At 68.0% G+C, this 24,137-nt stretch carries 17 protein-coding genes; 9 read left to right on the top strand and 8 right to left on the bottom strand.

The genetic code is table 11. From position 1 onward, the window contains the following. Genes D7Y04_RS12535 through D7Y04_RS12520 form a run of 5 tightly spaced genes read right to left on the bottom strand, consistent with a single transcriptional unit; the run spans position 1 to position 5,630 of the window. Complete coding sequence (locus D7Y04_RS12535) at positions 1 to 1,668, bottom strand: type VI secretion system baseplate subunit TssF (RefSeq protein ID WP_120594176.1); 1,668 nt, start codon at positions 1,666 to 1,668, stop codon at positions 1 to 3. Positions 1,669 to 1,671: 3 nt separating this feature from the next. Then, positions 1,672 to 3,303 carry a hypothetical protein gene (locus tag D7Y04_RS12530; RefSeq protein WP_120594177.1) on the bottom strand — a complete coding sequence of 544 codons (1,632 nt, stop codon included), beginning with the start codon at positions 3,301 to 3,303 and terminating at the stop codon, positions 1,672 to 1,674. Next, positions 3,300 to 3,686 carry a GPW/gp25 family protein gene (locus D7Y04_RS44425; protein WP_158620570.1) on the bottom strand — a complete coding sequence of 129 codons (387 nt, stop codon included), beginning with the start codon at positions 3,684 to 3,686 and terminating at the stop codon, positions 3,300 to 3,302. The genes D7Y04_RS12530 and D7Y04_RS44425 overlap by 4 nt, the downstream gene beginning before the upstream one ends. Before the next feature lie 14 nt (positions 3,687 to 3,700). Beyond that, complete coding sequence (locus tag D7Y04_RS44420; protein ID WP_158620571.1) at positions 3,701 to 4,645, bottom strand: hypothetical protein; 945 nt, start codon at positions 4,643 to 4,645, stop codon at positions 3,701 to 3,703. A 13-nt stretch (positions 4,646 to 4,658) separates the two neighbouring features. Continuing rightward, positions 4,659 to 5,630, bottom strand: a complete 972-nt coding sequence (locus tag D7Y04_RS12520) for a type VI secretion system protein IglI family protein (protein WP_121759475.1) — start codon at positions 5,628 to 5,630, stop codon at positions 4,659 to 4,661. Positions 5,631 to 5,685: 55 nt separating this feature from the next. On the opposite strand from D7Y04_RS12520, the gene D7Y04_RS12515 reads away from it, so the two are divergent. After that, the gene (locus tag D7Y04_RS12515) at positions 5,686 to 6,285 is read left to right on the top strand and encodes a hypothetical protein (protein WP_147454449.1); all 600 of its coding nucleotides are present in this window, start codon (positions 5,686 to 5,688) and stop codon (positions 6,283 to 6,285) included. A gap of 58 nt (positions 6,286 to 6,343) precedes the next feature. Here the strand turns inward: D7Y04_RS12515 and D7Y04_RS12510 are convergent, their stop codons facing one another. The 3 genes from D7Y04_RS12510 to tssB are packed head-to-tail and all read right to left on the bottom strand — an operon-like array spanning position 6,344 to position 9,155. Then, on the bottom strand, positions 6,344 to 6,994 hold the full coding sequence (locus tag D7Y04_RS12510) for a hypothetical protein (RefSeq protein WP_120594180.1): 651 nt from the start codon (positions 6,992 to 6,994) through the stop codon (positions 6,344 to 6,346). Positions 6,995 to 7,026: 32 nt separating this feature from the next. Then, the gene (gene tssC / locus D7Y04_RS12505) at positions 7,027 to 8,544 is read right to left on the bottom strand and encodes a type VI secretion system contractile sheath large subunit (RefSeq protein ID WP_120594181.1); all 1,518 of its coding nucleotides are present in this window, start codon (positions 8,542 to 8,544) and stop codon (positions 7,027 to 7,029) included. 50 nt (positions 8,545 to 8,594) lie between these two features. Beyond that, on the bottom strand, positions 8,595 to 9,155 hold the full coding sequence (gene tssB / locus D7Y04_RS12500) for a type VI secretion system contractile sheath small subunit (RefSeq protein WP_120574479.1): 561 nt from the start codon (positions 9,153 to 9,155) through the stop codon (positions 8,595 to 8,597). A gap of 309 nt (positions 9,156 to 9,464) precedes the next feature. On the opposite strand from tssB, the gene tssK reads away from it, so the two are divergent. Genes tssK through D7Y04_RS12460 form a run of 8 tightly spaced genes read left to right on the top strand, consistent with a single transcriptional unit; the run spans position 9,465 to position 24,133 of the window. Beyond that, complete coding sequence (gene tssK / locus D7Y04_RS12495; RefSeq protein WP_121759474.1) at positions 9,465 to 10,718, top strand: type VI secretion system baseplate subunit TssK; 1,254 nt, start codon at positions 9,465 to 9,467, stop codon at positions 10,716 to 10,718. A gap of 27 nt (positions 10,719 to 10,745) precedes the next feature. Beyond that, positions 10,746 to 11,324 carry a hypothetical protein gene (locus D7Y04_RS12490; RefSeq protein ID WP_120594183.1) on the top strand — a complete coding sequence of 193 codons (579 nt, stop codon included), beginning with the start codon at positions 10,746 to 10,748 and terminating at the stop codon, positions 11,322 to 11,324. A gap of 11 nt (positions 11,325 to 11,335) precedes the next feature. Next, entirely contained in the window at positions 11,336 to 11,974 is a 639-nt protein-coding gene (locus D7Y04_RS12485; protein ID WP_121759473.1) for a DotU family type IV/VI secretion system protein, read from the top strand. Continuing rightward, positions 11,971 to 12,285 carry a hypothetical protein gene (locus tag D7Y04_RS12480; protein WP_128796573.1) on the top strand — a complete coding sequence of 105 codons (315 nt, stop codon included), beginning with the start codon at positions 11,971 to 11,973 and terminating at the stop codon, positions 12,283 to 12,285. Before D7Y04_RS12485 ends, D7Y04_RS12480 begins: the two co-directional genes overlap by 4 nt. Positions 12,286 to 12,288: 3 nt before the next feature. Continuing rightward, positions 12,289 to 15,990, top strand: a complete 3,702-nt coding sequence (locus tag D7Y04_RS46515; RefSeq protein ID WP_121759472.1) for a type VI secretion IcmF C-terminal domain-containing protein — start codon at positions 12,289 to 12,291, stop codon at positions 15,988 to 15,990. After that, entirely contained in the window at positions 15,987 to 16,502 is a 516-nt protein-coding gene (locus D7Y04_RS12470; protein WP_121759471.1) for a hypothetical protein, read from the top strand. The genes D7Y04_RS46515 and D7Y04_RS12470 overlap by 4 nt, the downstream gene beginning before the upstream one ends. A 9-nt stretch (positions 16,503 to 16,511) precedes the next feature. Then, the gene (locus tag D7Y04_RS12465) at positions 16,512 to 22,370 is read left to right on the top strand and encodes a choice-of-anchor D domain-containing protein (RefSeq protein ID WP_121759470.1); all 5,859 of its coding nucleotides are present in this window, start codon (positions 16,512 to 16,514) and stop codon (positions 22,368 to 22,370) included. Next, a complete protein-coding gene (locus D7Y04_RS12460; protein ID WP_121759469.1) occupies positions 22,367 to 24,133 on the top strand; it encodes an alpha/beta fold hydrolase in 1,767 nt (588 codons plus the stop codon). The genes D7Y04_RS12465 and D7Y04_RS12460 overlap by 4 nt, the downstream gene beginning before the upstream one ends. The last annotated feature ends 4 nt before the right edge of the window (positions 24,134 to 24,137 follow it).

The raw sequence follows: 24,137 nt of genomic DNA, 5'->3' as shown, positions 1-24,137 counted from the left end.
TCACGGCAGGGGCACGTAGCGCAGGGGCGCCTCCCGCTGCGGCAGGCGCACCTCCAGCTCCACCACGTCCTCCGCGCTCCAGACGGCGAACAGCTCCACCAGCCGGCCGCACAACAGGTCCACCAGCGGCAACAGCGACGCGTCCATGGGCCCGAAGCCCAGCTGGTACACGTACTTGAAGCCCGCGGCGCTCCGGGCGAAGGGCTTGGACTTCACGGACACCTCCGTGAGGGACGGCAGCAGATCCCGGAAGTGCCGCTGCGTCCGCACGCCCAGCACATCCAGGAGGAACAGCAGGTCCTCGCGCCCCAGGAACCGCTGCGTGCGCAGCGCCAGGAGCTGCAACAGGGCCTGCTGCCCGTGCTCCACCGGGTTGTCCCCGCCGGGCGCCACCGCGCCCACCAGGCTCCACGGCACGCCTTCCAGGAAGCGGTCCGCCAGCACCGGCCGGTAGCCCCGCGCATCGAAACGCGGCGGCAGCGGCTGGTGCCACAGGCCATCCACGCCCAGCCGCACCGGCTTGAGGAACGCGTCCGGCATGTCCAGCGCCAGCCACGACGTGCGCGCCAGGGCCTGGCCTTCGTGCTCCAGCTCGTACGTGTCCGCGCCTCCGGAGATGGCTCCAGGGCGCAGGGGCACCATGCCCTTCGGGGTCAGCTGGTACACGCCCGTGGCAGCGTTCAGCCGGAAGCCCATGGACGAATCCGGGTGCTGCACCGCGTGCCGCTCCTTCGTGCCGTCGTGCTCCACGGGCGCCGCCATGGCGCGCTGCAGGTTCACCACTGGCACCGCGTGCGCCACGAACGAGTCCGGCCCCACCACCAGCTCCGACGGCCAGCGGCCCGCCAGGCGCAGCGTCAGCGTGAAGCCCTGCCAGTTGCGGGGGGCCGGCGGGATGCGGGCCTCCAGGAACAACTCCTGCTGCGGGAAGTGCAACAACTGCCGCAGCCGCTGCAACGGGTGCTCGGACGCTTCGCCATCCGCCGCCACCGGCCGGGGCGAGCCGAAGCGCACCGGGCCCGAATGCGCGTCGAAGGGCTTCACCTCGTGCTCCACCGCCCCGTCGTCGAAGCACACGGTGGCGGAGCGCACGGCGCTCTTCAGCTGGAAGAACACCGCCAGGGACGCCCGGAAGTCGTTGAGGTGGTTGATGTGCAGCCGCACCTCGCCGGGTGAGTCGTTGCGCGGGAAGCCGCCTTCGAAGACGAGCCGCAACAGCGCGCCGTCGTCGCCCTGGCGCTCCAGCCGCGCCTGCGTGAGCCGCACGGGCAACAGCCGCATCGGGGCCAGCGTGCGCAGGGAGAGCGGCCCGGTGGGCCCCCCCCCCAGGCCCGGGTTGAGGAGGAAGGGCGTGCCCCGGGGCAGCTCCGCGGCGTCCACGAAGCGCGCGTCCGGCTCCGCGCGGAACATGGCCATGGCGGGAATGGGATTGAGCAGGTAGGCGAAGTGCTGCTGGAACAGCCGCAGCGTGCTGCGCTCCAGCGCGCGCTGCCCCGCCCGGCGCGTGCGAGCGGTGAACAGGGCCATGGCCTCCGTGAGCCGCCGCACGTCCGCGTCCTCGCCGTCCAGCGGCGCGGAAGGGTGCAGGGCCGTGTATCCCAGGCGGAACTTCTCCAGCGCCTGGAGCTCCTCCAGGAACGACGCGTAGAGCGCTTCATCCATCCGCATGGCCTAGTCCCCCTCCTGCACGCGCAGGAACATCCGGCCCTCGGTCACCTCGATGAGCTGGGTGTCCTTCTCCAGGGTGCGCTGGATGCGCAGCATCGGCTTCGAGTCCTGGTACAGGTGCTGGATGGACGTCTCGCTCTTGTCCGTCTTGCCCAACAGCAGGTGGTTGCCCTGCGACTCCTTGGGGAGCCGGGCGCCCGGGCGCCATTCCAGGAAGCGGTCCATGCGCGCGTGCTGGTAGCCCAGCGACACCAGCACCCGCGTCCCCTTGTCCATGGGGAAGTAGAAGTGCCCGGGCTGCTGGTGCGGCTCATAGGGGACGAGCACCTCCTTGTCCCACAAGGGCAGCTTCACCCGGTACGACTCCACCGACGTCTCGTCGTCCTGGCGGATCTGATACGTGCGGTCCGGATCCCCGCCCTCCTCGCTGACCACCCGCCCCTCCGCGAGGAAGGGCCAGCGCGGCGGCCGGAAGCGAGGGCGCCGGAAGGTGGGGTCCGCCGCCTCCTCCAGCGTGGCCTTCAACTTCAGCTCGTAGTCGTTGGCGTCGCTGTCCGGATCATGCGCGGCGTCGGCCTCCACGGCGCGCGCGTCCAGCTCCAGCGCGTGCAGCCGGTACTGCTTGCCGTGCGTCGCGGCCTGCGTGCTGAAGTCCCCCAGCGTGTAGAGGCCGTTGAGCACCAGCGACGCGCGAGGGTAGCCCGCGAAGGACAGCCGCAGCTCCGGGCCCTCCAGCTGCTGGCACTTCGTCTCCAGCGTCACCCGGTCCGTGAGCGTGCCCTCCAGCGTGGAGGTGACCAGACACTCGGTGATGACGCCCGCGATGGCGTCCGCGTTCTCCACCGCCTTGCGCTTCGTGCCGGCGTCCACGTAGCTGTTGAGCACCGACAGCGCGTCCCGGCGCGGCTCCGGGTAGCGCAGGTCCACCTGCCTCACCTCGTCGCGGGTGAAGACCAGCGCCTCGCCGCCCTCGGGCTTCGCGTCCGCGAGCGTGTACTTCCCTTCCGCGTAGTCCAGGAACATGCCCGCGTGCATGCGAGCCTGCACCCAGTGCAGGAAGTCCAGGAAGCTGGCGCCGGAGTCGTCATCCGCGCCCAGTCCCAGCGCGTGAAGGCCGTGCTTCGTCCCCGCGGCCTCCCATTCGTAGGCCACGTCCAGCCCGCCGGGCGTGTTCGCCTGGATGACCGCTTGCAGCGTCTCATCCACCCACACGCCGCTGGGGAAGTGGCGGCGCCACAGCATCGCGGCGGGGTCCACCAGGCGGATGCGGTAGCGCCGCTGCATCACCGGCGAGTCCTTCACGTTCGCCAGCGAGCGCTCACGGACGTGGCGCTCCTCCACCCGGCCAATGAGCTTCAGCGGCAGGGCCTCCGCGCCCTCGCGCCCCTCCGCCTGCGCGCCGTAGCGGCGGTCCACGGTCAGCGTCGCCGTCAGGGGCTTCGTGTCGGTGAAGGGCGTGAAGAGCTTGTCCTCGTCCCCGCTCTCCTTGCAGAGCACCCACCACTCCACCTCCGCCTCGAAGCCGTAGGAGTGCGCCTTCACGGACAGGCGCTTGATGCTGCCCGCGGGCAGCTTGAAGGCCTCGTCTCCGGCTTTGAGGTCCAGCGTCACCTTCAGCTGTTCGGTGAACTTCATGGCTCGTCCTCTCCAGCTGCCTCTTCTAGAGGCCGTTCGCGCAGGCGGCGCGAGCCCGGGTCCAGAAGCAGGTCCATGGGCGCGTGGGAGTCACGCAAGAGCAGGCGCACCACCAGGCCGGGCGCGCCACCCGACACGGCGGGCACCTCGTCGATGGACACCACCTCCACGCGCGGCTCGTAGCGCGACAGCGTCTCGCGGATCTCCAGGCCCAGGCCCGCGAGTCGCTCCGCGTCCGAGCGGAACCCCGTCTCCGTCAGCCCGAAGCCGGGCAGCACGGAGGCCGCGCCCCGCTTGGCCTGGAGCAGGTGGCCCAGGTTGCGCAGCACGGCTTCACGAGGCGTCTCCACCACCCCCAAGAACTTCCGGTGCAGAAAGCCCACGGTCCCCCTCCCTCCTAGCGTCCGGCTGCCTTCGGCGTGCCCATGCTCATGCCCTGCCGGTCGCCTTCGACACGCGGAGGCGCGGCCACCGGAACGGACGTGTCGCCCAGGAAGATGAGCTGCCGCAGCGGCTTGCCCTCCGCGCCCGGCAAACGCTCGTAGCCCAGCTGCCCCCGGGGCCCCAGCCGCACGGTCCGCCCGTGCGCGAGCACCGTCAGCACCACTTCCAGCTGCATCCGCGCGGGCACGAGCAGCGGCAGGATGTGCCGGTGGAAGCGGTGGCGCACCCGCGCGGGCCAGTCCCGTCCGCGCATGTCCGCCTCCTCGTCCGCGAACACCTCCACCTGGAAGCCCCCAATGTCCGCCGCGTACGTATTGCCCAGGATGCCCGTGCCATCCAGCGGCGTGGGCCCGTGGGTGGGCCGCATGCCGGAGAAGCGCGTGCGGAAGGAGCGGCGGACGCACGTCACGCGCAGCTCCGGGAACACCTGCTGGAACAGCCACTGGAGCGTGGCCTGCGAATCCACGCCCACCATGCGCAGGTAGAAGCCCTTCGTGCGCTCCCAGTCCCCCACCAGGCTCGCGTCCCGTTCGGGATGCAGCGCGTCCACCAGCGCCAGCAGCAGCCGGTGGTCGAAGAAGCGGATGAAGTCGAGGAACGACTCCGGCTCCGGCAGCTGTTCAGCCACCTGGAGGAAGTAGCTGGGCAACAGGCCCGGCGTGGCCAGGAGGCCCAGGTTGAGCGTCACCACCACCCGGCGCACCGGGGCCAGGTGGAACGTCACCGCCTCCACCAGCGACGCGGACGCCACCGGCTCCGGGTTGCTTTCGAAGAGCACCCGGTCCCGGCCATAGCCCTGCGTCTCCAAGAGCCGCAAGAGCGGCCCCAGGTCGAAGTCCTTCGCGCGGGCGCGGATGCGCCGCTCCAGCGGGGACAGCAGCGGCGAGGCGCCGATCATGAGCGGAGCCGCCTCACTCGCCCGGCCCCACGAAGGCGCCCAGGTCCACCTGGTAGAACTGCGACAGCGTGCGCCACTCCATGGTCTCCTTGCGCTCCCAGTGCTCCTGGATGTCCCCCACGTGGCGGTTGAGCAGCGCGCCGAACGACGAGAACAGCTCCGGCAGGTAGCGCCGCGGGTCGAACTCCTCCAGCGTCCGGAGCACGTCGTCGCTCACCATCGCGGCCTTCTGGAAGTCGCCGCGTTCCACCAGCACCTCGAAGGCCTTGAGCTTGTCGCACAGCTCCAGCAGGTGCACGGATCCCCGCAGCTGCAGCGGCCCCGTCGTGCGGGGGAACGGCGAGGGCGGCGTGGCGGAGCCCTTCGCGCCCCGTCCCTTCGCGGGAGCGGCGGGCTTCGCGGGCTCTGGCGCCGGAGCGGGAGCGGCCGCGCGCTCCTGCGCCTCCTTCAGGAACTGCCCCAGGCCCGCCAGGCCCTGGGAGCCATTGCGGAACGCGGGGCCTTCCAGCGCGCCCTGCAGGGTCTGGATGCCACGCAGGGCGTCCTTGCGCTTGCCGTCCGTGAAGCCCTTTGTCCACGTCTCCCAGCCGGCGTCCTTCTTGCCGTGGTGATACTTCAGCGCGCTCACCAGCGTCTGGAACAGCCACGTCAGCGCCTTGTTGAGCAGCACCGCGGGCTTGGACTTGTCCTTCCCCTCTCCTTGCGCGGCCTCCTCCGCCGCCGCGCGCGCGAGCGCGACCAGCACCTCCAACACGTCCGGCAGGCGCGAGATCCCGTCCTCGCGCAGCACCGCGAAGAGGTAGTAGGCCGACAGCCGGACCTCGTAGACCCCTTCACCGTCCAGGGCCTCGATGGCGTCCGCGGCCTCCGCGTAGGACTCCCGCTGCACCAGATCCGCCACCGTGAGGAAGCGCGGATCATGCGACTCCAGGCGCTCCAGCGTTCCGCCCTCCACGGGGCGCAGGCACAGGCTCAGGTCTCTCATGGTCTGTCTTTCGACTTCATGTTACATGTCTTTCATTCACAAGGACAGACACTCCATGACCATCGCGAAACCCGACTTGCTCGAACTCGAATGCAAATGGCAGACCGGGTTTCAATACCGGCCCGGCTTCCGCGGCTCGCTGGGGTATCTGTTGGAATGGAACGGCTGCGGGGGATTGAACCTGGCGAAGGATCTCTCCCTGGCCTCTCCCACGGTGGGCGACCTGGGGCCCACGGCGCAATGCATTGGCCTCATTGAACGGCTGTCCATGAATGGCGCTTCCGGCCCCCTGGAGTTCAGCGTGTACGTGGGACGCGTCACGGCCGCGAACGTGCTCAACCATTTCGCCAAGCCGCTGGAGAACCTGCGCCTGAAGCTGGCGTGGGCCATCATCGACTTCGATGAAGCAGGTGACACCTGGTTCGAGGCCGCCAAGCTGAAGAGCCCCGCCACCGCCGAAGCGCTGATGGACACGGAGAAGGGCCGCCCCAAGGTCTTCCTGGACAACCAGCCTGCCACGCTGGCCGACGACCTGGACATCCGCTTCCACCGCTTCCAGTTCCGGGTGGTGCCCGCGCCCAAGAAGAGCACCACCCTGGAGTTCGCCACCAACTCCCAGGAGCGCCGCGTCACCAAGTGGGGCTCGGACAAGTAGCCCCCAAAGCGCGACGGGGAAGGCGCTGTTCCCGCCCTCCCCGTCCTGCCTCAACCGCTTACGACTGGCCGCCTTCGACGTAGCCCCAGGCGAACACGTCCTTGTCCGTCGAGTTGTGCCCGTAGTGGAAGTTGCACAGGTGCGCCTTGTCCGGGATGAGCTGGAAGGACATCTGGCAGAACTTGACGTCCGTGACGCCCACGTTCTCCGGATCCCCCACGCGAATCATCACCTCGCTGCCCTTCTGGTTCAGGCGGGAGGTGATCTCGTTGGCGGGGCCACCGGCCTCGTCACCGAGCGGGTAGCACTTCTCGTACCACTTGCCCGCGGTGCTGTCCCATTCGCAGACCCAGAACTTGAGCTGACGGATCTCCGTATTGGTGATGCCAGAGAAGTCCGCCTTGTTCTCCGGCGAGATCAGCACCGTGAAATCAATGGGGTCGAGCTTGCCGCCCTCCCACTGGAGCTGCGTGATGAGGCCCACCGCGCGCACGGCCTTCTTCGCGCCCACGTCCTGCAACTGCACGCCGGGGTAGGCGGGGTCACCGACGAACGGGGTGTAGAATTGGCTGCTGCTCTTGGGGAAGGCACCGTCGTCCTTGCCCATCCCCTTGATGTCCAGCAGGTATCCCACCGGCATGTTCTTCTGGGGGCGCTGCTGGATGGTCTGCTGCCAGTCACACGAAATGTTGATCGCTCCATCACCCATGATTGCGGTCCTCCAATTTGCTGCGGGGTTTGTCAGCCGAGCCGCGCATCCACGCGAAGGTCCACGTTCATGCCTTCGAACTGGATGTGCGGGAGGACGGAGAGATTGCAGTGGTACCAGCCCACCTTGCCGGGCACTTCCGCCACGGTGAGGTTGTAGGCCTTGAAGGGGTAGTAGCGCAGCGTCAGGTCATCCGGGTTCACCAGCGTGGTGACGTACCGGGAGATCCACCGGTCCAGCTGCGCCTGCATGTACGCCGCGTTGGCCGTGCTGCCGATGTTCTCGCGCATGATGGCCTTCACGTAGTGCGCGATGCGGCTGATGGAGTACGTGTAGGCCAGGTTCGTCACCAGCTGCGAGTTCTCCGAGTCCTTCGCATCCTCGAAGACCTTGGCCTTCTTGAGGGACTGGACGCTGAAGAAGACGGCCTCCGCGCTCCCCTTCTTGTGGATGAGCGGGATGAAGCCGCCGTTGGCCAGCTCCAGCTCGCGGAAGTCCGGGATGGACATCTCCACGGGCAGCTTCATCTCCTCCTCGCCGCGCAGGTGCGTCAGGTGCACGGGCAGGCCCGCCACCAGGCCGCCGCCCTTGGGGCCGCGGATGTGCTGGCACCAGCCGGAGCCCGCGAACGAGCGCACCAGGTTGCGGGCGAACAGCATGGCCGCGTTGCCCCAGAGGTACTCCTCTTCCTTGTCGCCCTTCACGGCCTCCGTGAAGTTCATGCCGGGGGCCGGGTAGGTCTCCGGGTTGTAGGGCGGCCGGACGATGTATCGCGGCAGCGTGAGGCCCACGTAGGCGGCCTCATCCGTGTCACGCAGCGCGTTCCAGGCGGAGTACTTGGGCGAGTCCAGCAGGCTGGCCACGTCACGCAGCTGGGACACCTCCTTCATGGTGTCGCAGCCGAAGAAGCGCGGGGACACGGACGCCACGAACGGCGCGTGGCTGGCCGCGGCGATCTTCCCCATCGTCTTGAGCCACAGCATGTCCTGCGGCGTGTTGGCGAACTCGTACAGGCCCACCAGCGCGCCGTAGGGGGCGCCGCCGTACTGATCGTATTCAGCGACGTACAGCTTCTTGAAGAACTCCGAACCGGCGACATCCGCCGCGTTCGTCTCCAGGTCGCTGTAGGCCTCCTCCTTGGAGACATCCAGCAGGCTCAGCTCGACGTTGGCCTTGAAGTTGGTGTTGCGCACCAGGTCGTTGAGCGCGGTCCACTGCGCCTCCACCTCCTGGAACTCCGGCGCGTGCAACACGGCATTGAGCTGATCCGACACCAGCGCGTCGATGGTGCCGACCAGCTCCTGCACCGTCTGCTTGTCGAAGCGGCCCTCGTCCGTGTCCATGTTGTGGACCATGGCCGCCAGGCTGGAGACGAAGCGCTCCTCGGGGGTGGCGTCGTCGGGGATGACCAGCAGGTCCGTCTGGGTGGAGGCGTCGCGCGCGGTGGGCACGGAGCCCAGGCGCACGCTGTTGAGGAACAGCGGAAGGTCCAGGGGCACATCGGCCACGGCGGTCGTCGCGGTGGTGGAAGACGCAGGAGTGGTGGGCATGGCAGGAGGTCTCGTTCAGGAAGGTCGTGGGGAGGGGCTTGCGCCCGGCATCACGTCGTCGGCGGCTGCGGGTTCGTCGCGGCCAGCTTCGGCAGGCTCATCGACTTGAACGCGGCCAGCTCCGTCTTCAGCTTCTGGACGGCCTCCGGGTTCTGCGCGAGCTGGCGCACCAGCTGGCGGAACTCCTTGCGGTTGTCCAGGTTGCCCTGCAGCTCCAGCAGCAGCTTGCGCAGCGTGAGCAGCGCGTTGATCTTCGGAACCTGACGCGCCACGTCCACCGGGCTGAAGGACTTCATCGAGTCCAGCTTGAGGCTCACCTGCAGCGGCGCCGGCGCCGAACCATCCACCGGGTCCTTCTTGTCCACGCGGTTGGGCACGCTGAAGTTCAGCGTCATGCCCATGTTCTGGATGACCTGGTTCAGGTTCTTGCCATCCAGGTTGCGGATCTCCCGCTGATCCAGGTCCTTCTTGCGGTCAATGGAGGTGCCCTTGGAGAAGTCCCCCATCACCAGCAGCCGGAACGGAAGCGCCTTGTCCGCCCGGGTGCCATTCACCTGAGTGCGGTAGGTCAGCGTGATGCGTGATCTGGGAATTTCGTCGGTGATGGCCATGAGTACCCCCAAGAACTGAACCGCCGTTTGTGAAGGAATTGATAAACCATACGAATACACAAAAGCAATACACCCCCAACGTATGACCTGACACGATGGGCGCGTCGCCACCCGGTGAGACAAGTTGGACCCAACCCGTGGAATCCCATGCCCTCCAGGGCATGAAACCAGACACGGTGGATCATCCAGGCTCACTTGACGTCACAGGCTCCAGGCCGGTAGCTTTTTCTAAACACTGTCACCCAGCCCGAGCAAGTTTTTGCTCCCGGCGGTCCCCGTGACAGGAAACCCGCTCCCGCCACCCCTGCCATGAACCCAGACACACTCGCACGAGTCCTGTGGCAGGAGGGGCAGACCCTGCTGCCCGAACACTTCCGGGCGCAGGAGGAATCCCTCTCCACGGAGGCCCGGCGCTACGCGGGTTTCGCGGGCCTTCCGGTGGTGGGCGTGAGCGCGCTGCGTTTCAACAATGTGTTGCTCGCCAAGGGCTCGGTGGCGCTGGAGGAATTGACCGCGGTGTTACCGGGAGGCCACCTGGTGGAGGTGCCGGGCAACGCGGAGGTAACACCGCTGTCGCTCGAGGAGACGGGGCGCATGCGGGTGACGGTGTATCTGCACCTGCTGGGCGTGCTGGAGCCCCGCGAGGACATGGCGCCCGCGGGCGGTGAAGCGCCCAGCGTGGTGCGCGCGGGACGCAGGCTGTGCCTGTCGCTGGAGCCGGTGGTGGACGACACGGTGAGCAGCCTGTCGCTGGCCGTCTTCACCCGGAACGCGGACGGGCCCTGGCAGCTGTCCGCCACGCACCTGCCGCCGCTCTTGAGCGTGGGCCCCCACCCGTTCCTGGAGCCCCTGTTCGAGCAGCTGGACGGCCTGCTCCAGCAGGCGCAGGGGCAGCTGCGCACGTCGCTGCGGGAAGGCCTGGTGCGAGGCGACCGGCTGGCCAGCGCGCGGCGGGCGCTGTGCGAGGTGCGAAGCCTCCAGGTGCTGCGCCAGGACATGCGCCACGGCCTGCAGCCGCCGCCGTACCCGCTGGTGCAGGCGCTGCGGCGGCTGTACTTCGAGACGTGCTGCTACCTGGAGGCGGAGCCGGACGACGAGCTGCCCGCGTACGAGCACGAAGCGCCGGGTCCGGGAATCGCGCGGTGGATGGAGCTGCTCACGCGCGGGTTCCGCCCGCAGGCCAGCCCCCTGTCGTACCGGGTCTTCGACTTCCAGGACGGCCACTTCAAGCTGACGCCGCTGCCCAGGGAGACGCCTGCGCCGGATGACTTCTACCTGCTGGTGCGCCGGCAGGAGCGCGACCGGCCCCGCTCCATGGAGGGCGTGAAGCTGGCCAGTCCCCTGCGGCTGCCGGCGGTGCGTCGCCAGGCCTTGAAGGGCGTGCCGTACCGGCACGTGGCCTTCCCGTCGTTCCCCCACGCCTTCGACGCGGACATCGACTGGTACCAGCTGACGCCCCAGAGCGAGGAATGGCAGTCCGCGACGCGCGAGGACGGGCTCACCTTCTTCGCCACGCCCGCGCTCGAAGGGGCGCAGGTGCTCCTCTACTGGCGCAGGGCCTGACGACGGACCGACGGGGGAACGGCGCGCATGCCCAAGCTCATCTGCATCATCGACATGGACAAGGAGAAGGGCCTCACCCTCACCACGGAGGACAAGGACGGGAAGATCCTCCAGACGGTGAAGATGGACGGTGAGTCCATCACCCTGGAGGTGAAGGGTGACAGCGCCACCAGCACCATCGTGCAGAAGCAGGACAGCGTCACGGTGACCTGCAAGTCCTTCGTGCTGAAGGCGGAGACCATCGAGGTGACGTCCACGAAGGCTTCGTCGTGGAAGAGCGACGACACGTTCGCGCTGGAGAGCGCCAAGGCCTTCACGGTCACCACGAAGGACGAGCTGACGCAGACGGCGACCAAGGACGCGACTCTCTCCTCGGACAAGGCCGTGACGATGAAGGCCGCGAAGCTGTTCAGCGTGGAGGGCGCCGACGTCCAGCTGGAGGCCAAGAGCGGAGAGCTCTCCCTGAATGCCCCGTCCGTCAAGGCGGCGGGCAAGAAGGACATCGCCCTGGAGGGGCCGCAGGTGAAGGTGACCGCCAAGGCGCAGCTGGCGCTCAAGGCGGACGGCATGGCGGAAATCAAGGGCGGCATGGTGAACGTGGGCTGACGGGGGGCGCGATGAAGCTCGAGCACTGGCAGGTCGTCTTCACGCAGTACCGGCAGGCCCAGTCCGTGCTGGACGGGTGGCTGCCGCAGGCCGCGCCCGGGTCGGCCGCGGCGGCGGGGCTCTTGGGCCGCGAGGGCCTGCGCAGGCTCCACGACGAGCTCCTGGAGGTGATTGAGCGGCTGCGCGCGGGCCTGGGCGCCCACGCCCGCGACGAGGAGGTGCAGGACGCGCTGAGGCCCTTCACGTACCTGGTGGACGAGCGCGTCCTCCTGCGGCTCGTGGACGCGGAGCAGCCGCTGTGGCCGCTCTTGCAGTACCGCCTCTTCGGCGAGGACGGCGGCGGCGAGGCCTTCTACACGCTGGCGGATCAGCGCCTGGATCAGCCGGGGTCGCCCGCGCTGCTCTTCGAGATGCTCCACTTCTGCATCACGGCGGGCTTCGGAGGCCGCTACCTGGGACACACCGCGAAGCTGCGCGAGTACCAGGAGCGGCTGTCCGCGCGCATCGTCACGCCCCCGCCACCGCCCGCCCTCGCCGCGTCCGGCGAGTCCACCGGGCCGCTGCTCTACGCCTTTCCCGCCCGCTACTACGCCATCAGCGCCGCGAGCGTGCTGGGGCTGCAGTGCCTGCTCTGGTGGGTGACCCGGTGAAGCCTCAAGCCGCTCCCCAGACTCCGCCCGCGCCCCCCATCGACGCCGCGCCCGCCCTGCTCCAGGAGGTGCGGCGGCTCATCGCCGCGCGCCTGGGGGTCGGGACCTTTGGCCTGGAACCCATGCTGGACGAACTGGGCCAGACGCTGGCCCGCCTGATGCCGGGGCCGGGTGACGCGCGGTTGTCACCGGAGGAGCAGGAGAAGGCGCGCGCGTCGTTCGCGGGCATGGTGGACACGTTGGAGGACGTCCTGGAGGCCCTGCATCGCTCGGGCCGGGCTGGGCGCGTCCTGGGCTGGGGGGAGCGCTGAACCATGGATGTCCTCAAGAAACTGACGGCGTTCATTCCGCCGAAGTGGAAGCCGTACGCGCTGATCCTCCTGGCGCTGCTGGCCCTCTTCGTGCCGCTGTTCCTCGTGTGGCGCGCGAAGCGCAAGAGCGCGCCGGCCGGAGGGGCCGCCGCGCCGGAGCCCCTGGCGAAGAACCGGCTGCGCAAGGTGCGCGAGAAGTTCCTGGCCGGGCTGCCGCTGCGCCACCGCGTGGCGGTACGGGACCTGCCAGGTGTGGTGGTGCTGGGCCCTGCGGGCGCGGGCAAGTCGCGGCTCATCGAGCTGGACCTGGACTGGAAGCGGCAGGCGCGGCAGTTCCTGCCCAGCCTCCTCACGGACTCGCTGCTCCAGATCTACCTGGGCGCGGACGTGGTGGCCCAGGAGGTGTCCCCGCAGCTGTTGGAGGACGAGTCGCCCCAGGCGCGCGAGGCCCTGCGCCGGCTGTGGAAGGACAGCTTCGGCGGCGGTCAGCAGGCGCTGGCGGTGCTGGTGCTGGACGCGCGCTGGCTTCAGGACACGCCCCCGGACGAGGTGCGCCGCGCGGCGCAGCTGTTGCGAGGCAAGCTGAACCTGTTGGCGGAGGTCCGCGGAGGCGCGTTCGAGACGCGCGTATGCCTCACCCACCTGGATGAGCGCGAGGGCTACGCGGACTTCGCGAAGCTCTTGCGCGCGCACCTCGTGCCGCTGCGCTTCCCCCTCCCCCCGCCCGGCCAGGAGCCCAAGCTGGGTTCGCTGCTCAAGGCGCAGGAGCAGTACCTGGCGCTGGGCCTGACGGCGCTGCCGGTGGAGTCCTTCGAGCGGCTGGAGCGCTTCTATTCGGAAGGCCACGCGCCCTTCGAGGCGCTGTCGCGCTTCGTGACGGCGCTGATGGAGGGCCAGACGCTGGCGTACGCGCCCCGGCTGGCCACGGTGTCGCTGTCCTCCGCGGACAAGGACGCGAGGGACCCGGACGTCCTCTCGGTGTCCGCCGAGGCGAGCACGGCGAAGGCGGTCCACGAGCGCTACATGCACACGCACCTGCGCCGGGCGGCGCTGCTGGGCCTGGCGTTCGCGCTGCCGCTGTTGGCCGCGTACGGGCACTTCGCGTGGAGGCTGGGCCAGGCGCGCACGCGCGTGCAGCGCTTCGAGGACATGGTCCAGCGCATGCGCGACCAGGGGCAGGAGGTGTCCGGGGTCGCGGTGCAGGAGCCGGTGCTCGCGGCTGGCCAGTCCCTGGACTCACTGTGGAGGGCGATGAACGCGTGGCCGCTGTTGCGCTACAGCTTCACCGGCGCGCGAGAGGACCTGCGCCAGCGCCTGGCGCGGGGCATCCGAGAGGCCCACATCCGGCCCGCGCTGGAGAAGTGCCACCGCCAGCCGGACACGTGCCGTCCGGAGCAGGTCGTCTACCTGCTGGCCACGTTGCACGGCTCGCGCGAAGAGCCGCTGGGGCAGCTGGTGCTGTCCAGCCTGAAGACGCGCCCGACCTGGAGCTTCGTGTCGGAAGGCAGCGAGGTTGAGTCCCCCGGCGACGTGGCCGCGCTGGAGGCGGGGCGCACCTGGGTGACGGCGGTGGGGCTGAATGAGTCCCTGGTGGCCGACTACGTCGTCATGAGCAATCCGCCGTGGTCCGCGCCGGACACGCCCGAGGCCAGCTGGGCGCGCTGGCCCTTCCCGGAGCCGCTCACGCTGGAGGCGCAGCTGATGCCGTGGCAGGCGCACCTGCGGCGCTTGCAGGACCTGCTGGGCAACCGGGCCGTGGAGCCGCGCGAGCTGGAGCGGTTGGACGCGGAGCTGGAGTCCATGCAGGACGAACGCAGGCGGCTCCAGGCGCTGCTGGATGACAGCGCGCGCTTCAGCAGCCTGCCGCGTGCGTTGGAGCTCCTGGCGGCCTCCGAGGCGCGCGTGGACACCAGTCGCTTCCGGGGCATCCCCTCCACGCTCAAGACGGTGGCGTGGATCAACGACCACCGGGACGCGCTGACGAACGTGCTGCGCATGGAGGAAGAGGCGTACCTGGGCGTGAAGGCGGTGCAGAAGATGACCGTGGCGGAGCTGCTGGTGCGCGACGGCCTGTGGCTGCCGGGCAACGGCCCCGCGGTGCTCCAGGTGCCGGTGCTCCAGAGCACCTTCGAGTTCCGCCCCAAGGACGGCTCGCGCCTGCTGCACCAGGCGCTCCTGCGCTACCACGAGAAGACGGGGCGCCTGCCCTTCGGCGTGGTGGAGGGCGAGGAGGCGGTGGCGTCGCGGGGTGGCGCGACCCTGGCGGCGGACCGGCTGGAGTTCGACACGCGGCTGCGCCCGCTGGTGGACGAGTTCACCACGCGAATCAAGGGCGCGGGGCTCCCGGTGGAGGAGGTGTCGCAGCGCCAGGAGCACGTGCGCCGCAAGGTGAACCAGTTCGCGTTCCAGTACCGCAACCGGCTGTTCCAGCGCGTGTCCACCTACCGCTTCCAGGCGGTGATTCCCGCGCTCCTGGCGGAGGAGCTGTCGCGCCTCACGCAGCCGTCCTCGGAGCTGGTGGACATGCTGCGCGACGTGTCGCAGGGCGTGGCGCTGGAGCCGTTGGACGGCCCCTTCTACGAGTCGCTGCGCAACGCGGTGGCGCCGTTCAAGCCCATCGCCACGGTGATGAAGCCGGATGAGACGGGCAACTACACGGCGCTCAACCCCTACCGCGCGCTGGTGGCCCAGATGTCGGACGAGCTGAACGCGGTGCCCCGTCCGGGCGTGGTGCCCGCGGAGGCGACGGCGTCGCTCAACGGGGGCCTGGCCACCGGCAGCGCGCAGCTGGCGAGCGGGGCCGCGAAGCTGCCGGAGCTGCTGACGCCGCTGGGGCGGCTGGCCTTCGCGATGATGCTGGAGGACGACACGTCCTACCTGCGCAAGGTGGACGCGTGGTTGGATCAACAGGGGCTCATCGGAGAGCTGCGGCAACCGTTCCGCCAGCCGTTCCTCGCGGTGCGAGACCTGGGGCAGCGCGAGATTGAGCGGACCCTGGAGCGGCACTGGGACGACGCATCCAGCCGGTTCCTGCGTCCGCTGCTGAATCGCTATCCGTTCACGCCGGACGCGACCCAGGAGGTGGATCCGGGAGACCTGGAGGTCCTGCGCAAGCAGGACGGAGCGTTCTGGGAGTTCGTGACGCGGGTGCTGGCGCCGGTGTGCGAGGAGCGAGGCTCGGAGTGGGTGCCGCGAGGCGCGCTCCAGTCCCGGCTGTCGTTGCCGCAGGGGATGTTGCCCACGCTGGGGAGGCTGTCGCGGCTGGCCCGCATGTTGTGGGACCCGGAGGGAAGGCCCCGGCCCCTGATGCTGCAGGTGATGCCGTTGCCACTGCCGAAGGCACCCACGCAGGGCAGCTTCGTGACGCTGGGTTCGCTCAAGTGCGGCAAGACGACGTTCCTCGCGTACAACCAGAGTCCGTCGTGGCAGGAGTTCCCGCTCGCGTGGTGGGACCAGCAGACGGCGTCGCTGATGCTGGAGGTGCGAGCGCCCGCGGACCAGTCCGTGCAGTACGCGTCGCTGGAGAAGTCACGTTCGGCGTGGAGCTGCTTCCGGCTGCTGGAGTCCTCGCAGTCCACGGAAGACCCGCAGCACCGCCGTTGGTCGTTGCGAGCGCGAGGTGCCCTGTCCACGGACGGGATGATGGACCTGCGCTTCGGGCTCAAAGGTGAGCCCTGGATCCCGTTCCGCGAGGTGCCGCGATGAAACCGTGGGCGAGCTGTATCCCGTTGGCGCTGTGTTTCCTGGCCGCGTGCCAGCCGAGCACGCTGCACCTGAGCGTGAAGGCGCCGTCCGGGACGAACCAGGGCCGGCCGCTGTACATGCTGGTGCGCAAGGTGGACCCGAAGCAGTTCGCCGTGGAGTCCTACGGCGAGGTCTCCGCGCGCATCTTCCAACCGGACGCGGACGTGCTGCTGTCCGCGCTCATCTATCCGGGAACGCTGCAGCGCCTGAAGGTGCCGCTGCCGGACGCCGCCGCGCCGGTGGCGGTGTCGTTCCTGTTCACCGCACCGGACGGCACCTGGCAGCAGTTCGTCAACACGCCCACGCCCGGCTCGCTGGACATCGAGCTGCTCGAAGGGCGCATCCGCACGGGAACGCAGCCCGCGGCGCCCAAGGAAAGCGACGACGCGGCGAAGCCGCCCGAGCCGCCCGCCGCCCCGAAGCCTCCACCCTCCTCTTCCGCCAAGGCCCCGGCCCTCCACGCCGAGAACTGAGGTCGTCTCATGCAACGCATCCTGTTCATCCTGACGGCTGCACTGTGCGTCCTGACCGCCTGCGGTCCCGAGGTGGAGAAGGCACCGGAGTCCGGCACCGCCAAGAGCACCGTCGGCGCGGCGCTGCGACCCGAGGATCCCGCGGCGGCGCTCAGCGTGTCGGACACCCTCGTCAACTTCAACGACCAGGCCCCGTGCCAGACTCTGTCGGCGGAGAAATCCATCAAGCTGTTCAACACCAGCACCACGGAGCTCACGATTCACCGGGTGAGCGTCACCGGGGGTTTCACCTTCGAGGGCATTTTCGACACGTCGTCCAACAAATGCGACACCAACTGCCCCGTGCCGAACACGCCCCTGAGCAGCACGAACGCAAGGACCTTGAAGATTGGATTCAAGCCGCTTCAGCCCGGGACCTTCCACGGCACGCTGACGCTGCACACGAACGATCCAGCCGCCCCGTCGATCGTCGTGACGCTGGATGGAAAGGCCCTGGGCCCACTGGTCGTCCTCGGCCAGACGTCCGTGGCGTTCGGTGCCCATGAATTGGGTTCTTCGACACCGCGCAACGTCACGGTGATGAACCTGGGCAATACGAACTTCACAATGGAGCCTTCCGCCACCGCGCCCTTCAACGTGTCCGGCGCCACGGTGACCATCCCGCCCGCGAGCTCGACGACGCTCGCGTTGACCTTCACTCCCCTGACCGCTAACGACCTGGGCCCCGTCTCGGGCTCGCTCTTCCTGACGAGCGCGTCCGCCGTGTGCCCCGCCCCGCCAACCGCCATGCTCACCGGTGAGGGGCTGTCCCCCGCGAAGCTCTATGTGAGCAGCACCGCGCTGGCCTTCGAGGCCACGCCGGTGAACACCGACAGCGTCACCCAGGAGGTCATCGTCCGGAACGACGGCGACGGACTGCTCTCGGTGAGCCAGGTCAAGCTGCCCGCCAACTCACCGTTCCGCGTCGACACCACGGGCCCCTTCAGCCTCGCGAAGGGCAGCACCCAACGTCTGGGGGTGACGTTCCGCCCGACGGTGACGGGCACCTGGAACCACACCCTCAGCCTCACCATCGCCGGCACCGACGTGCCCGCCGTCACGCTGGCTGGCGCGACTCCGGCGGTCGTTCCCGCGAAGCTCGTCTTGAGCCGCACGACGATGGTCTTCCCGCAGACGCCGCTGAACACAGACAGCATCCCCCAGGAGGTCACGCTCCGGAACGAAGGCGGCAGTGCGCTCAACGTGACCCAACTGGCGTTGAGCCAGGGCTCCGCCTTCCGGGTGGATACATCGGCCCCCTTCAGCATCGCCCCGGGGGGGACCCAACGCCTGAATGTGACGTTCCGGCCGGGTGCGTCCGGGGCTGCCTCCGACACCCTGGTCATCAAGAGCAATGTCGCCGATCAGTCCCTGACGCTCTCAGGCACCACGCCATCCAGCCCGAAGCTCGTCTTGAGCCGCACCGCGATTGCCTTTGCGCAGACGCCCTTCAACACCGACAGCGCTCCCCAGGAGGTCACGGTCAAGAACGGCGGGGACAGCCTGCTCACGGTGACCCAGATGACGCTGCCACAGGACTCACCCTTCCGGGTGGACACCTCGGGCACCTTCAGCCTCGCGCCCGGAGATACCCAGCGCCTGCAGCTGATCTTCCACCCGACGCCGACGAGCGCCACGACCGGCAAGCTCACCTTCACCAGCAACGACACCGCCGCCCCCGAACTCAATCTGTCCGGCACCACGACGCCGGGCAACGCCTGCCTGGGTATCGACCCCCTTTCGTTCGAATTCGCCGAACAGGAGGCAGGAGACGTGGGCAGTGAGCAGAAGAAGGTGACGGTGACCAACACAGGGTCGGTCCCGCTGACGGTGACGCCCACCGTGACGACGGGGAGCAGCGCCTATTCCGTGAGCCCCAGCACGGCGTTCACCCTGGCGCCAGGCCCGGCGGGGCGTGAGCTCTTCATCACGTTCAACCCCGGCCCCAACGAGAGCGGTGCCGTGAATGGCGTGCTCACCTTCGGCACGTCGCCCACCACCTCCTGCGTGACCAGCGTTCCCCTCCATGGCACCGCGCGCAAGACCACGCTGGCGGTCAGCACGACCACCCTGGCCTTCGCTGTTTACACCGTCGGCGACCCGTACCCGACCCAGCAGGTGATCCTCTCGAACAGCACCAACTGGCCCATCAAGGTGTTCCCCGTGTCCCCCGGGGTCCTGACCCCGTTCACGATCTCCGGCATTCCGGCGGAGGGCCTGACCGTCGCGAAGAACGGGGGTACCGCCGCGGTGACGGTGGCCTTCGCCGCGACCACCTCGGGTACCTATTCGAAGACGCTCCAACTCCAGACGGATGCCTCGCAGCCCGTGCCCCCCGTGGCACTCACCGGACAGGCGTTCGCCCCTGAGCTGTTCCTGGTCAACAACCCCTTGACGTTGCCCAACGTGGCGCCCGGCGGAGAGTCCACGGCCGATGCGACCTTGCGCAACACCGGCAACCAGGCCCTGTTCCTGTCGAAGGTCACCGCGGAAAGCGACGCCTTGTTCCAGGTCGTCGACTTCCTGCCCCAGACCGTGCAGCCAGGCGGAGAGACCAAGGTGAAGGTGCGCTTCCGTCCCCTGACCAGCACGGGCGACCTGGAGACGCGGCTGCGCTTCTTCACCACGAATGACCGGCAGCTGCCGCCCGTGCTCGTCGTGAAGGGCAACTCCAATGGTCCCAACGCCATCTTCACCGCGACCGAGATCAACTTTGGTTACAAGCAGAACAAGCTCATCCACGCAGACATCAGCCTCAACGTGACCAACAGCAGCACCGCCTCCGAGCCACTGAAGGTCACCGACATCCACATCGAGCCGTCCGGCACGGCGTTCTTCGTGGACAACGTCAACAGCTCCGAGCCCGTGCTCGAGAAGGGCGTGAAGCGCCCCCAGCCCTTCCGGGTGACCTTCAGTCCCATCATCGAGGACCTGAAGTACGAGGCCCGCCTGGAGATCACCTACCTGGGGACCACGAGCAATCTCAGGACGACGCGCAGCTTCCCACTCGTGGGGTTTGGCGCGGAGGCCAGATTCACCACGTCGAAGGCGGACTTGATTTTCACCGCCACGCAGCCGGGCAGCTCCAACACGCTTTCCCTGGACATCATCAACACAGGACATGTTGACGTTGATCTGGCGGAGGTGGCAGCCAACCTCGGGACGTTCAACATCGACGTCCTTGGTTGGCCCAACGCCATCGTTCCGGTGAATGGCACGCGCCAGATCGATGTCACGTTCGCTCCACAGCTCTCTGGCAACTACTCAGCCAATCTCTCACTCGCCACGAAGCCGCCTGCCACGGCGGGCCTGGTCGTCAAGCTGTCCGGCGTTGCCGCCGTGGCACAGCTGCAGATGAACCCGACGCAGCTCGTTTTCAACGAAGTTCCCCGGCAAACCTCCAGCACCCAGACCGTCGTGCTGAAGAACATCGGCTCCGCCCCACTCGAAATCAAGAATGTGTCGACGGCGATCGGCCCCTTCAAGGCCATGCTGCAGAACAACCCGCAGTTCCCCGTTTTCCTCCAGCGAAGTGAGTCCGCCCTGCTCGACGTCACCTTCACTCCTGACGTCGCGCAGGATGTGACTGGAACCGTGCAGGTGCAGAGCAATTCGAGCGACAGCCAGATCCAGACCATCACGGTCTCGGGCCGGGGCACCATCCCCGTGTTGACGCTGCCCGGCGGCGCTCCCGAATTCGCGCCTCAGGCGCTCAATGTCGAAGGGGATTCAAAGAGGCTGGTGGTGAAGAACATCGGCAAGGCCCCGCTGGTGGTCTATGCCGTGGAGGTCCCGGACCAGTTCTGCCTGCGCGAGGACTCGCAGCAAACCACGGCTTGCCAATCCTCCCTGAGCCCCAACGTGCCCGGGCCCATCTTCACGGTGGCCCCCGGCCTTGAGCATTACGTCTACATCTCGGCAAAGCCCACCCAACTCCTCACCATCGAGCGCAACCTGACCATCTCCAGCAACGCGGAGCCGTCAGGCACCATCGTGAAGCTGATTGTGGATGGAGTGGGCGGCGTGAGCCTGTCGCCCTCCAGTATCGACTTCGGGCGCGTGAACTTCGGCTCGTTCCTGGAAAAGACGGTGACGGTGACCAATACAGGCATCACCGACGCGAACATCTCCGTGACGCTCCCTCCGGGGAGTTCGGAGTTCTCCGTGCAGGAAACGCTGCCCAGGGTGCCCGCGAATGGCAGTGCCTCCGTGAAGCTTCGGTTCACCCCTCAGGGGGCGACGGGCGGACTCAGGACGACCAAGGCCTCGGTGCGGGTGGAGGCATCCTCCCAGGCTCCGCTGGAGCTCGGCCTGCAGGGAATGGCCACGCTGGCAAGGCTCGCGGTGACCCGCAAGGACGCCCAGGCCTTCGACGGGTCGCTTGATTTTGGAGGCGTCCGGGTGAACACGACCTCGGAGGCCATCGTACTGAGGCTGACCCATGCACTGCCGGCTGGCTCCGGGGGCGCAGGCACGGAATCGAGCACGCTCAAGGTGGAGGACATCTCGCTGAACGCGGCGGATCCGACGTCGTTCATCCTGCAGAAGCCTTCGCTACCGCTGGTGCTGAACGCAGGAAACAGCATGGATGTGTCGGTCCAGTTCCGCCCGGGCACCCAGCAGCCCTACTCCGCGGAACTGCGCATCACCTCCGAAGACAGCCAGACGAGCACCATGCTCGTGCAGCTGAAGGGCCAGGGCCGGACGAATCAGCTCAGCCTGTCCACGCCCACCTTGGAGTTTGGCGCGCGGGTGGCCGAGTCCTCCGCCTCGGCGATCCGTTCCGTGCGGCTCACCAACGAATCACTCCAGCCGTTGGTGGTGCGCGGGCTGGAAATCATCGGCGCGGCGGAGAACTCCGAGCCCTCGCACTTCAGCCTGGATTCAGCGCCCACGCTCCCCTTCACGCTGGCGGCCCAGGAGTCGAGGGAAATCTCCGTCAAGTTCGTCCCCCGTCCGGACGTCACGTCGAAGGCCAACCTCCTGGTGGTGACGAGCGACCTTGAGTCTCCGAACGCGCAGGTATCGTTGTCAGGCCGGGGGCTCTCCACGGTGTTCCGGGCGCTCAACCGCACGGTGGACTTCGGCACCGTGCGCCAGGCGGAGCCGGCGACGACCAAGGTGGTGCTCATCAACGACAGCACCCAGGAGCTGGTGGTGATGCCACCCAAGGTGGAGGGGCCCCAGGCCGCGAATTTCGTGGTGCTGTCTCCCATCCTGGGAGCGGAAGGCCGTGCCCTGCCGCAGGGTGACTCGCTGACGTTGGATTTGAAGTACGACACCACGCAGATTGGCGCGTCGAGGGCGACGCTGGTCGTGGGCACGAAGGACCAGGAGCGCGCGGCGCTGGTGGCCCTTTCGGGCATCTCGGTGGCCAGCTTCCTGACCATCGAGCCGTTCGAGTTGGATCTGGGCTGGGTGGACATTGGCGCCACCAGCACGGCGCGCACGGTGACGCTCACGAACCAGTCCGCGTCGCCGGCGAGGTTGAGCGTGGTGGAGAACACCAACCCGGCGTTCGTGATCGACGCGAGCGCCCTGGACGCGGAGCTGGCGCCGGGAGCCCAGACGACGGTGAGCGTCACCTTCCACGGAGAGGTGGGAGGCCCCGCGGAAGGAACGCTGAAGCTGCGCCTGCGAGGAGAGACGACGGCGGAGGCCTCGCTCACGCTGAAGGGCCAGGCCCGGACGCTGGGAGGCACGGGCGGCGGCTGCGCCTGTGGAACCAGCGGGGATGGCGGCGCGGCACTGGCACTGCTGCTCCTGCTGGGCCTGGGGCTGGCACGCCAGGGACGGCGGAATCAGCTCCAGAAGGAGCGGGCGTCATGACCCAGCATGTCGTCAAGGCTGGAGAGTCCCTGTACAGCATCGCGGTGTCCTACCGGATCGCGGACTGGCGCGTCGTATACAAAGACCCACGAAACGCCGCGCTCCGGAAGGCACGACCCAATCCCGACCACATCAAACCGGGTGACAAGGTCTACATCCCGGAGTCCAACGTGTTGGCGGTGGCGTCCGGCTCGGGAGCGGCAAAGACACACGCGTCGCCTTCCAATGCGCTTCGTATTGATCTGAACGCGCTCCGTCGACAGACCCAGCACATCCTCCAGGACAACACCCGGGTTGCCACGCGGCCCATCGTCATGCCCAAGGCGCCACCCGAGCCATTGGCCGAGGACTTCACGCCCGACCACGAGTTCTACGAGTACCTGGCTCACGACTTCGCCTATCTGAACAACCAGGGCGGCGGCACACGGGCTGGCATCCAGGTCGACAGGTTCCTGTATCGCGCTGAAACGCCGGAGCTCTGGGCAATGCCCGAGCTGAAGTTCCCGGCGACCTATGCCGTCTCAACCAAACGCCCCTACTCCAAGAAGCCGGGCATACAGCCCCTGTACTACACCATTGTCCAGATGGAGGGCAGCGACCCCCATAACAAGACCCATGGCGTGTTCGCCTACTGGCTGCAGCCATCCCGTGGAAACCATCCCATCATCGCGGTCCGCGGCACCGAGTTCGAGAAGGCACCTGATGCCGTCGCGGACATGGACCCCGCAGGGGTTGGCGCAACTGCCTTCAAGCAGACCCGCGCGCTCTTCCAGACACTGCTGACGCGCATTGGCAGGAAGGACATCGTTGTCGTCGGACACAGCCTGGGTGGCGCCATGGCGCAGCGGGTGGCGGTCGATTTCGGGGACTCGGTTCTCCAGGTGGTGACCTTCAACTCACCCGGCGTCGATAGAAAGACCGCGAACCGCCTCAAGTCCCCCAAGGGTCCGCTGGCGACTCATTATCTCACCCAGGGAGATGTCGTCTCACTCGCAGGCGAGACGTTGCTTGCAGGCAGCGCCACCATCCTGGAGGGAGCCGCCACGGCGGAGCTGCGGAGGCTTCTCAAGAATGGCTCTCTGCGCAAGGTAGATGATCTCCTCACCGATGTGCTGACCATCGTCCTCAAGATCGTCGTCAAGAGGGAGCTGTTCCCAGCGGCGATGAGGACCTCCAACATCAAGGAACTGCTCTCTGCGGGGCTAATCGCCTGGGCCGGAGGGGACTACGATGCTGCCAAAAGCGTGGGAGGGGCGCTTGGGGCTCTCCACAGCCAGCGCTTGCTGGGCCCCAACGGGACCACCAAACGCACCCGGCTCACGGTAGGCCCCCAGTCATCCGGCCAGTCCAACGACAACATCCACAGCCCCATCGTCGAGGAGATGCGACAGAAACGCCTGGGGGTGCTCAATATCCCGGGACTCTACCGGTCGGTGATGAAGCAGATCGACGCGATCATGGGGGCTCCGGGCAAGTCCTTCATGAAAGAGGTTATGTCTTACGACTCTCCCCTGCCCAAACTCGCTCGCACACTCCTTCCTCCGCTTGTGACGCTGAAGGTCGCACTCGATGAAGTGGGGGGAATGCAAGGCCTTGTCATCAAGTCGCTGCATCTTCCTCCTCCGAAATTCGACGCAAAGATGCTTCAACCGGACCGGCTGACCATGGACCGTGACAATACGTACGTGGCGACGAGGCTACCCCTCATCAACCAGGGGAGCCTGGGAAGAAGCTCGGCACAGCGCTCTTCTGGTCCCCGGTAACCCA

The sequence above is a fragment of the Corallococcus sp. AB038B genome, from assembly GCF_003668955.1.
Taxonomy (GTDB): Bacteria; Myxococcota; Myxococcia; order Myxococcales; family Myxococcaceae; genus Corallococcus; species Corallococcus exiguus.
Note: the sequence above shows the minus strand (reverse complement) of the source record. Positions and strands in the feature narration are given on the sequence as shown.

Bases quoted from the DNA above. Each gene is read 5' to 3' on its own strand.
- D7Y04_RS12530 (WP_120594177.1), bottom strand. From the start codon at position 3,303: ATGAAGTTCACCGAACAGCTGAAGGTGACGCTGGACCTCAAAGCCGGA.
- D7Y04_RS12535 (WP_120594176.1), bottom strand. From the start codon at position 1,668: ATGCGGATGGATGAAGCGCTCTACGCGTCGTTCCTGGAGGAGCTCCAG.
- D7Y04_RS12465 (WP_121759470.1), top strand. From the start codon at position 16,512: ATGCAACGCATCCTGTTCATCCTGACGGCTGCACTGTGCGTCCTGACC.
- D7Y04_RS44420 (WP_158620571.1), bottom strand. From the start codon at position 4,645: ATGATCGGCGCCTCGCCGCTGCTGTCCCCGCTGGAGCGGCGCATCCGC.
- D7Y04_RS12510 (WP_120594180.1), bottom strand. From the start codon at position 6,994: ATGGGTGATGGAGCGATCAACATTTCGTGTGACTGGCAGCAGACCATC.
- D7Y04_RS12490 (WP_120594183.1), top strand. From the start codon at position 10,746: ATGCCCAAGCTCATCTGCATCATCGACATGGACAAGGAGAAGGGCCTC.
- D7Y04_RS12485 (WP_121759473.1), top strand. From the start codon at position 11,336: ATGAAGCTCGAGCACTGGCAGGTCGTCTTCACGCAGTACCGGCAGGCC.
- D7Y04_RS12460 (WP_121759469.1), top strand. From the start codon at position 22,367: ATGACCCAGCATGTCGTCAAGGCTGGAGAGTCCCTGTACAGCATCGCG.
- D7Y04_RS12515 (WP_147454449.1), top strand. From the start codon at position 5,686: ATGACCATCGCGAAACCCGACTTGCTCGAACTCGAATGCAAATGGCAG.
- D7Y04_RS12520 (WP_121759475.1), bottom strand. From the start codon at position 5,630: ATGAGAGACCTGAGCCTGTGCCTGCGCCCCGTGGAGGGCGGAACGCTG.
- D7Y04_RS46515 (WP_121759472.1), top strand. From the start codon at position 12,289: ATGGATGTCCTCAAGAAACTGACGGCGTTCATTCCGCCGAAGTGGAAG.
- tssC (WP_120594181.1), bottom strand. From the start codon at position 8,544: ATGCCCACCACTCCTGCGTCTTCCACCACCGCGACGACCGCCGTGGCC.
- D7Y04_RS12470 (WP_121759471.1), top strand. From the start codon at position 15,987: ATGAAACCGTGGGCGAGCTGTATCCCGTTGGCGCTGTGTTTCCTGGCC.
- tssK (WP_121759474.1), top strand. From the start codon at position 9,465: ATGAACCCAGACACACTCGCACGAGTCCTGTGGCAGGAGGGGCAGACC.
- tssB (WP_120574479.1), bottom strand. From the start codon at position 9,155: ATGGCCATCACCGACGAAATTCCCAGATCACGCATCACGCTGACCTAC.